The following is an 8,644-nucleotide window of genomic DNA, read 5'->3' as shown; positions in this document are numbered from 1 at the left end:
CGACGCCGCCCGCTCGGGCCGGATCGCCCGGTTCCGCGAGGACACCCGCGCCCGCCGGGTCGAGGTCGCCGAGGCGGCCCAGGAGCGCTTCGGGCGCACCGTGTCCTGGGGAGCCCGCTGCGGTGACGTCACCGAGCTGTTCACCACGGTCTCGGCGCCGGTCATGACCCGGCTGCGGCAGTCCGAGCGGCTGGTGCTGGACACCCTCGTCGACGCCGGGGTGGCCCGCTCGCGCTCGGACGCCCTGGTGTGGTCGGTGCGGCTGGTCGGCCAGCACGCCGACGAGTGGCTGACCCAGCTGCGCGAGGCCATGCAGTCCGTCGAGGAGGTCCGCGCCCAGGGCCCGAAGCTGGGCTGAGTCCCGGCTGAGCGGCAGGTCTCGCACCGTGGTCACCCCCTCGATCGCCCCGCCGGGGAGACTGGGGGGGTGACCACCCCCGAGAGCACCGACGTCCTGGTCGTCGGCGCCGGGCCGGCCGGGTCGGCCGCCGCCGCCTGGGCCGCCCGCGCCGGGCACGACGTCGTCCTCGCCGACGCCGCGGTCTTCCCGCGGGACAAGACCTGCGGCGACGGCCTGACCCCCCGCGCGGTCGCCGAGCTCGACCACCTCGGCCTGGGGGAGTGGGTGCGCGCGCACGGGACCAACCGCGGCCTGCGGGCCGCCGGTTTCGGCCAGGAGCTGCTGCTGCCCTGGCCGGGCGGGACCCTCCCCGACCACGGCAGCGCCGTCCCGCGCACCGAGCTGGACGCCAAGATCCGGCAGGTCGCCCTGGACGACGGGGCCACCGCCATGGAGGGCGCCCGCGCCGTCGACGTGCAGCGCGACGGCGACCGGGTGTCGGCCGTCGTGTTCGAGGACGGTCGCACCGTGGCCTGCCGCAAGCTGGTCGTCGCCGACGGCGTGCGCTCCCCGCTGGGCCGGGTGCTGGGCCGGGAGTGGCACCGGGAGACCGCCTACGGCGTCGCCGCCCGCGGCTACGTCACCAGCGCCCGCAGCGACGACCCGTGGATCTCCAGCCACCTGGAGCTGCGCGGCACCCAGGGCGAGCTGCTCAGCGGCTACGGCTGGGTGTTCCCGCTGTCCGACGGCGAGGTCAACATCGGCGTGGGCACCCTGGCCACGGCCAAGCGGCCGGCCGGCGTGCAGCTCAAGCCGCTGCTGGACTTCTACGCCGACGGCCGCCGCGAGGAGTGGCAGCTGACCGGCGACGTGCGGGCCAAGGCCTCGGCCCTGCTGCCCATGGGCGGTGCGGTGTCCGGGGTGGCCGGCCGCAACTGGGCGCTGGTCGGCGACGCCGCCGGCTGCGTGAACCCGCTCAACGGCGAGGGCATCGACTACGGCATGGAGACCGGCCGGACCCTGGCCGGGCTGCTGGACGAGGACGACTGGTCGCTGGCGTGGCCCGCCACCCTGCGCCGGCACTACGGCGAGGCGTTCTCCATCGCCCGCCGGCTGGCCGGGCTGCTCACCCTGCCGCGGCTGCTGCCGGCGGCGGGACCCGTGGGCATGCGCTCGCGCGTGCTGATGACCGTCGCGCTGCGGGTCATGGGCAACCTGGTGACCGACGAGGACCGCGACCTGACCGCCCGCGCCTGGCGCACCGCCGGCCGGCTGTCGGTGAAGCTGGACCACCGCCCCCCGTTCCCGGCCGCGGACCTGCGCGCCGGCTGAACCGGCGCGCAGGCCCTCGCGGTCAGCCGGCCCGCACGTCGTACCGGTCGGCCATCATCACCTTGTCCCAGGCGGCGACGAAGTCCCGGACGAACCGGGCCTCGCCGTCGCGGCTGGCGTAGACCTCGGCGACGGCACGCAGCTGGGCGTTGGCGCCGAACACCAGGTCGTGCCGGGTGGCCCGGTGCACCTGCGCACCGGTGTCGACGTCGTCGAGGGCGAACTGGGTGCCGGCCTCCTCCAGCGCACGCCACCGCAGGTCGGGGCTGAGCACCGTGCCGAAGAAGTCCGGGGTCAGGACGCCGACCCGGTCGGTCAGGGTGGACGACCCGTCGTGGTTGCAGCCCAGCGCGCGCAGGCCACCGGTGAGCGCCACCCACTCCGGTGCGCTGAGCCCCAGGAGGTCGGCCTTGTCCAGGAACAGCTGCTCCGGGGACACCGACGTCACCTCGGCGAGGTCGGGCTGGGTGTAGTTGCGGAAGCCGTCGGCCAGCGGGGCCAGCCACTCGAACGTCGGGACGTCGGTCTGCTCCTGGGTGGCGTCCACCCGGCCCGGCGTGAAGGGCACCCGGACGTCGTGCCCGGCGGCGCGGGCGGCGTCCTCGACCGCCACGCACCCGGCCAGCACGACCACGTCGGCCAGGCTGGCGCCGCCCCGGGAGGCCACCTCGCGGAGCGCGGCGACCACCGGCACGGTGCGCCGGTTGACCACCCAGTCCTTCTGCGGGGCCAGCGCCAGCCGGGCGCCGTTGGCGCCGCCGCGCTTGTCGCTGTCGCGGTAGGTGACCGCGGCGGAGAAGGCGGTGTAGGCCAGGTCGGAGGTGCTCAGGCCGGTGTCGCGGACCGCCTGGGCCAGCCGGGCGACGTCGTCGGCGCCCAGCGGGGTGCCGGTGGGCGCGGGCAGCGGGTCCTGCCAGGGCAGGTCGTCGGCCGGCACCTCGGGCCCCAGGTAGCGGGCCTTGGGACCCATGTCGCGGTGCGTGAGCTTGTACCAGGCCTTGGAGAACGCCAGGGTGAAGGCGTCGAAGTCGGCCAGGAACCGCTGGCAGATCTCCCGGTAGACCGGGTCGACCTTGAGCGCGATGTCGCTGGTCATCATCATCAGCGGGTGCTCGACGCCCGGGCGGTGCGCGTCGGGGGTGCGCGGCGCGGCCGGGTCGGCCGGGGTCCACTGCAGGGCCCCCGCGGGGCTGCGGGTCTGCTCCCACTCGTGGCCGAACAGGTTCTCCAGGTAGGCGTTGTCCCAGGTCGTGGGGTCCGGCGTCCAGGAGCCCTCGATGCCGTTGGTCATGGTGTCCGCGCCGTTGCCGGCGCCCTGGGGGTTGTGCCAGCCCAGGCCCATGGCCTCCATCGGGGCGTTCTCCGGCGGCGCGCCGATCCGGGCGGCGGCCACCTGGCCGTGGCTCTTGCCGAAGGCGTGCCCGCCGGCGATCAGCGCGACGGTCTCCTCGTCGTCCATCGCCATCCGACCGAAGGTGATGCGGATGTCCACGGCCGAGGCCGCCGGGTCGCCGTTCGCCTCCGGGCCCTCGGGGTTGACGTAGATCAGCGCCTGGTGCGAGGCGGCGAGCGGCTGCTGCAGCTCGTAGTCGGCGTCCCCGGGCGACCCGGTCCACCGCTGGTCGCGGCTGACCATGTCGTCGTAGGAGCTCGGGGCGGTCATGTCGATGTGCTCGGGGCCCCAGTAGGTGGCGTCGTCGGCCTCCCAGGCGTCCCGCCGTCCACCGGCGAAGCCGTAGGTCGGGAAGCCCATGATCTCCAGCGCGCAGTTGCCGGTCAGCACGATCAGGTCCGCCCAGGAGATCGCCGCGCCGTACCGCTGCTTGATCGGCCACAGCAGGCGGCGGGACTTGTCGGTGTTGCCGTTGTCCCACCAGCTGCTGATCGGGGCGAACCGCTGCATCGCCTGCCCGGCGCCGCCGCGGCCGTCGGCGATCCGGTAGGTGCCGGCCGAGTGCCAGGCCATCCGGATCATCTGCGGCCCGTAGTTGCCGTAGTCCGAGGGCCACCAGGGCACCGAGGTGGTGAGGAACTGCGTGATCTCGGCCTTGAGGGCGGGCAGGTCGACCGTGGCGAACGCGGCCGCGTAGTCCTCGTCGGACAGCGGGTTGGCGGCCGCGCCGTCGCGGTGCAGCTGCTCGACCCGCAGGCGCTGGGGGTACCAGTCCGACAGCGTCGGGGCTGAGGTCTGCGCGCCGCCGAGGGTGTTCCCGCCGAACGGGCACTTCCCCTCGAGGACGTCGTCGTACTCGGCGTACTGGGTCATGGTGGTTGCCCTCTCCTCGAGCGTCCGGTGCGGGCCGCGCGGCGGCCCTCGATGATCGTCGGGGTTGGCGGGGAACGCCGCGACGGGACGGTCGGGTTCCGACACACCGGTACCTGCGTGTCCGGGGTAGTGCGCGGTGCGCGGTAGTGTGCGATCCACCGACGAGGCCCGGAGGGCGCATGGACACCACGCAGTTGCTCAAGGGGGTGCTGGACCTCGCCGTGCTGGCCGTGCTCGACGGCGAGGACGGCTACGGCTACGACGTCGTCCGGCGGCTGCGCGCGGGTGGCCTGGAGGACGTCGGCGACGCGTCGGTCTACGGCACCCTGCGCCGGCTGTACGCCGCCGGGCACCTCACCTCCTACGTCGTCCCCTCCGTGGAGGGACCGCACCGCAAGTACTACGGCCTGAACGCCTCGGGCCGCGCCCAGCTGGAGACGTCGACCAAGACCTGGTCGGGGTTCGCGGACACGATGGCGGCACTGCTCGCCGGGAAGGCCCAGGTGGCGGCATGAGCGCACCGACCGGCACGCAGACGACCACCGACCCGGAGGTCGCGGCCTACGCCCGGCAGGTCCGCGAGGCCCTCGCCGACGTGCCCGCCGCCCGGCTGGAGGAGCTGCTCGAGGACCTGGAGGAGCACCTGGTCGAGGTCGCCGCGGAGACCCCCGGCCCGCTGACCGACCGACTGGGGTCCCCGGCCGACTACGCCGCGGAGCTGCGCCGGGCGGCCGGCCTGCCGGAGACGACGCCCGACGCACCGACCGGCACCGCCCGGCGGGGGCTCATCGAGCGGCTGCGCGAGCGGTACGGCGACCACTCGGCCGTCGTCGCCGTCCGGGAGTTCCTGCCCGAGCTGCGGCCGGCCTGGTGGGTGGTCCGCGGCTGGGCGGCCGTGGCGGCCGTCGACGCGGTGTTCACCGGCCCGGTGGACCTGCCGCTGCCGACCCTGGGGCTGGGGGTCATCGGGTGGCTGGTCACGGCCGGGGCGGTGGCCTGGTCGGTCCGCTGGGGCCTGCGCACCCGCGCGGCCGGGACGCCGCTGACCCACGCGACCGCCGCCGCCAACCTGGTCCTGGCGGTCTGCGCGCTGGTGGCGACGGTGGGCCTGGTCGCCGCCGCGCCGTCCCCGGACTACGCCTCCGAGGTCTCCTACGACACCGGGCCGACCACGCTGACCCACGAGGACGGGACGCCGATCACCAACATCGTCCCGTACGGCCCGGACGGCGAGCCGCTGACCGGGGTCCTCCTCTACGACCAGGACGGCCGCCCGATCGACAACCTGTCGACCTACACCATCGACGGCAGCGAGGTGCGCCCGCAGAGCGGGCCGGCCCAGCCGGACAACGCCTACCCGCAGGCTCAGGTGGTCACTGCGTACGACCAGTACGGCAACGCGCAGGAGACCGAGGTCCCGCTGCCGACGCCGACCCCGCCCGCAGCTGACCCGGCGGTGCCGACGCCGTAGGCAGGCCCGGTTCAGGGGCCCGCCGCGAGCTCGCGAGTGGTGGGGAGAACCGTGGCCCTACAGGAAGGGGCTGTTGAAGATGGCGAAGTAGACGGCGATGTAGTGGCAGGTGGCGGCCACGATCGTCATCGCGTGGAACACCTCGTGGTAGCCGAAGACGCCGGGCCACGGGTTGGGCTTCTTGATCGCGTAGGTGACCGCACCGACCGTGTAGAGCAGCCCGCCCGCGGCCAGCAGCACCATGGCGGTGACCCCGGCCAGGTCGAGGATGTCGCCGAGCACGAACACCGCGACCCAGCCCAGCGCGATGTAGATCGGGACGCCGAGCCAGCGCGGTGCGGTCGGCCAGACGAGCTTGAGCGACATCCCGGCCAGGGCGCCGGTCCAGACGATGCCGAAGATCCACCAGTTGGTCGGGTAGGGCACCGACAGGGCGGCGAAGGGCGTGTAGGTGCCGGCGATGAACAGGAAGATCATCGAGTGGTCGAGCCGCTTCATGAGCTTCCACCCGCGCGGTGACCAGCGGCGGCGGTGGTAGGCCGCGCTGATCCCGAACAGCCCGAGGATGGTCAGGCAGTACAGCGAGACCGGCAGCCCGGCCCGCACGCCGCCGTGCACCCAGGCCAGCGGGATGAGCACCGCGCCGGCCAGCACCGAGCCGAAGGCGGCGAACAGGTGCAGCCAGCCGCGCAGCCGCGGGCGGGTGTCGGGGTGGTCGAAGTCGGGGTCGCCGTAGTCGCTGTCCTGCCACTCCCCGGCGGGGCGGACGGCCTCGACCTGCTCGCCCTCGGCGAGGACCGTGGTCACCGCCTGGCCGGGCGGTGCCTCGAGCTCGGTCCCGTCGGAGGACACCCGGACGGTCTCCGTCGATCGGCTCGGCACGCTCATGCACCGAGGTTAAGGCCGTGGCCGGGCCGGCGACAGCCGCGGTGGCTGTGAGGCTGCCGGGGGTGCTGTGAGGTCCGACGCCGTCCGGCCCTCCCTGTGTGCCCGCCGTGGTCCTAGGGTGACCTTCCGTGGGGGCCCGCGAGCAGGTGCGTGAGGCGTTGACGGCGCTGTACGAGCGCCGACTGGTCCGCCGGCTGGACCGCAGCGCGGCCCCCCGGCACGTCGGCGTGATCGTCGACGGCAACCGGCGGTGGGCCCGGGCGACCGGCCTGGACGACGTCAACGACGGCCACCGGCGCGGTGCGGACAAGATCGTGGACTTCCTCGGCTGGTGCGACGAGACCGGGGTCGAGGTGGTGACCCTGTTCCTGCTGTCCACCGACAACCTGGCCCGCCCCGAGCCGGAGCTGACGCCGCTGCTGCGGATCATCGAGGGTGTCGCCGCCGACCTGTCGGGTCCCGACCGGCGCTGGGAGCTCAACGCGGTCGGCGCGCTGGGCCTGCTGCCGGCCGAGACCGCGGCGGTGCTCAAGCAGGCGGAGGAGGACACCCGCGGCCGGTCGGGCGCCTACGTCAACCTCGCGGTCGGCTACGGCGGGCGGCGCGAGATCGCCGACGCGGTCCGCTCGTTGCTGGCCGAGCACGCCGAGCGGGGGACGACGCTGCCCGAGCTCGTGGAGACCCTGGACGTCGAGCACATCGCCGGGCACCTCTACACCCGCGGCCAGCCCGACCCCGACCTGGTCATCCGGACCAGCGGGGAGCAGCGGCTGTCCGGGTTCCTGCTCTGGCAGACCGCGCACTCGGAGTTCTACTTCACCGACGTCTACTGGCCCGAGTTCCGGCGGGTGGACTTCCTGCGGGCGCTGCGCGACTACGCCGCCCGGCAGCGCCGCTTCGGCGGCTGAGACCGGCTGGGAGACTGGCGGCATGCTCACCGACGCGGTCGACGTCCCGCTGGAGTACGTCCGTCTCGGGCTGCGCTTCGACCGGCTCGAGGAGGGCTTCGTCGACGCCTACACCGGCGACCGGCGGATCCGGGCCGCGGTCGCCGACGAGCCCGCGCCCACCCCGCAGCTGCTGCGCAACCAGGCCCGCGGTCTGCTGCGCGAGCTGGACTCCACCGACCTGCCGGCCGACCGGGTCGCGCACCTCCGCGCCCAGCTGACCGCCCTGGAGTGCACCGCCCGGACGATGGCCGGCGAGCCGGTCGGCTACCGCGAGGAGGTCCGCGCCTACTTCCAGGTCGACGTCGAGCTCGGCGACCCGGCCGACTACGCCGCCGCGCACGCCGAGCTGGAGGAGCTGCTGCCCGGCTCGGGCAGCCTGGCCGAGCGGTACGCCCAGCACCGCCGCCGCGAGGAGTGCCCGCCGGCGTCGCTGGAGTCCGCCGTCCACGCGCTGTCCAGCGCGCTGCGCGACCGGGCGCGGGCGGCCTACGGGCTGCCCGAGGCAGAGACGGTGCAGTACGAGGTGGTCACCGACAAGCCGTGGTCGGGCTTCAACTACTACGAGGGCGAGTTCCGCTCGCGGGTGGCGATCAACGCCGACCTGCCGCACCGGATGAGCCAGCTGCCGCACCTGGTCGCGCACGAGTCCTACCCGGGGCACCACACCGAGCACTGCCGCAAGGAGCTGGGCCTGGTCCGGCGCGACGACCACCTGGAGCACACGGTGTTCCTGGTCAACACCCCCGAGTGCCTGATGGCCGAGGGGCTGGCCGACCTGGGCCTGGAGGCCGCGGTGGGTGCTGGGTGGGGCCCCTGGGCCGCCGAGGTGCTGGCCGACCTGGGGCTGCGGCTGGACGGCGAGCTGGCCGAGCGGATCGCCGCCGCGGCGGCCCCGCTGAACCGCGTGCGCCAGGACGCCGCGGTCATGCTGCACGACCAGGGTCTGGGCAGCGACGCGGTCACCGCGCACCTGCAGCGCTGGTCGCTGGTCAGCCAGGACCGCGCGACCCAGCAGCTGCGCTTCCTGACCCACCCGCTGTGGCGGGCCTACATCACCACCTACGTCGAGGGCTACGACCTGCTGGCCCGCTGGCTGGGTGCGCGACCGGCCGGGCAGCCGGTGGCCGACCGGTTCCTCCGGCTGCTCGACGAGCCCCTCACCCCGGGGCGGATCACCGCCGAGCTGACCGGGTGAGGCACACCGCGGGGGAGAAGCGGGTTCTCGGGCTGTGGAGCGCGGCCTGCCTGCTGGTGTTCCTCGTCGTCGGGTTGCTCTGGGTCGGCGACCTGTCGCTGCAGTGGCCGGTGCTCGCCGTCCCGGTGCTGTGGGCGGCGGTGGCGCTGCGGCCGCGCCGGTCGGAAAACGCTCGACCGCGCTGAGCCGGGGGAGGACACTC

The 8,644-nt window shown here is 74.5% G+C and carries 8 protein-coding genes; 6 read left to right on the top strand and 2 right to left on the bottom strand.

The genetic code is table 11. The features are described 5' to 3' along the window. Positions 1-427: 427 nt before the first annotated feature. Complete coding sequence (locus LFA75_RS06390) at positions 428-1,672, top strand: geranylgeranyl reductase family protein (RefSeq protein ID WP_225232843.1); 1,245 nt, start codon at positions 428-430, stop codon at positions 1,670-1,672. A gap of 22 nt (positions 1,673-1,694) precedes the next feature. On the opposite strand, the gene katG is transcribed toward LFA75_RS06390, so the two are convergent. After that, on the bottom strand, positions 1,695-3,938 hold the full coding sequence (katG, locus tag LFA75_RS06385; RefSeq protein ID WP_225232842.1) for a catalase/peroxidase HPI: 2,244 nt from the start codon (positions 3,936-3,938) through the stop codon (positions 1,695-1,697). Positions 3,939-4,117: 179 nt separating this feature from the next. On the opposite strand from katG, the gene LFA75_RS06380 reads away from it, so the two are divergent. Beyond that, positions 4,118-4,453 carry a PadR family transcriptional regulator gene (locus LFA75_RS06380; protein ID WP_225232841.1) on the top strand — a complete coding sequence of 112 codons (336 nt, stop codon included), beginning with the start codon at positions 4,118-4,120 and terminating at the stop codon, positions 4,451-4,453. After that, on the top strand, positions 4,450-5,409 hold the full coding sequence (locus LFA75_RS06375; RefSeq protein ID WP_225232840.1) for an HAAS signaling domain-containing protein: 960 nt from the start codon (positions 4,450-4,452) through the stop codon (positions 5,407-5,409). The genes LFA75_RS06380 and LFA75_RS06375 overlap by 4 nt, the downstream gene beginning before the upstream one ends. Before the next feature lie 57 nt (positions 5,410-5,466). Here the strand turns inward: LFA75_RS06375 and trhA are convergent, their stop codons facing one another. Beyond that, entirely contained in the window at positions 5,467-6,297 is an 831-nt protein-coding gene (gene trhA / locus LFA75_RS06370) for a PAQR family membrane homeostasis protein TrhA (RefSeq protein WP_225232839.1), read from the bottom strand. A 128-nt stretch (positions 6,298-6,425) separates the two neighbouring features. On the opposite strand from trhA, the gene LFA75_RS06365 reads away from it, so the two are divergent. From LFA75_RS06365 to LFA75_RS06355, 3 genes are read left to right on the top strand one after another with little or no spacing between them, the layout of a single operon-like run. Beyond that, positions 6,426-7,205: an isoprenyl transferase gene (locus tag LFA75_RS06365; RefSeq protein WP_225232838.1), complete on the top strand. Its 780-nt coding sequence runs from the start codon at positions 6,426-6,428 to the stop codon at positions 7,203-7,205. 22 nt (positions 7,206-7,227) lie between these two features. After that, positions 7,228-8,442, top strand: a complete 1,215-nt coding sequence (locus tag LFA75_RS23800; protein ID WP_263639359.1) for a DUF885 domain-containing protein — start codon at positions 7,228-7,230, stop codon at positions 8,440-8,442. Next, positions 8,439-8,627, top strand: a complete 189-nt coding sequence (locus LFA75_RS06355; RefSeq protein ID WP_225236016.1) for a hypothetical protein — start codon at positions 8,439-8,441, stop codon at positions 8,625-8,627. The genes LFA75_RS23800 and LFA75_RS06355 overlap by 4 nt, the downstream gene beginning before the upstream one ends. The last annotated feature ends 17 nt before the right edge of the window (positions 8,628-8,644 follow it).

This window comes from Klenkia terrae (assembly GCF_900491935.1).
Taxonomy (GTDB): domain Bacteria; phylum Actinomycetota; class Actinomycetes; order Mycobacteriales; family Geodermatophilaceae; genus Klenkia; species Klenkia terrae.
The sequence above is the reverse complement of the archived record's forward strand: the minus strand, read 5'-3'. Positions and strand labels throughout refer to the sequence as shown.

Bases quoted from the DNA above. Each gene is read 5' to 3' on its own strand.
- katG (WP_225232842.1), bottom strand. From the start codon at position 3,938: ATGACCCAGTACGCCGAGTACGACGACGTCCTCGAGGGGAAGTGCCCG.
- LFA75_RS06380 (WP_225232841.1), top strand. From the start codon at position 4,118: ATGGACACCACGCAGTTGCTCAAGGGGGTGCTGGACCTCGCCGTGCTG.
- LFA75_RS06375 (WP_225232840.1), top strand. From the start codon at position 4,450: ATGAGCGCACCGACCGGCACGCAGACGACCACCGACCCGGAGGTCGCG.
- LFA75_RS23800 (WP_263639359.1), top strand. From the start codon at position 7,228: ATGCTCACCGACGCGGTCGACGTCCCGCTGGAGTACGTCCGTCTCGGG.
- trhA (WP_225232839.1), bottom strand. From the start codon at position 6,297: ATGAGCGTGCCGAGCCGATCGACGGAGACCGTCCGGGTGTCCTCCGAC.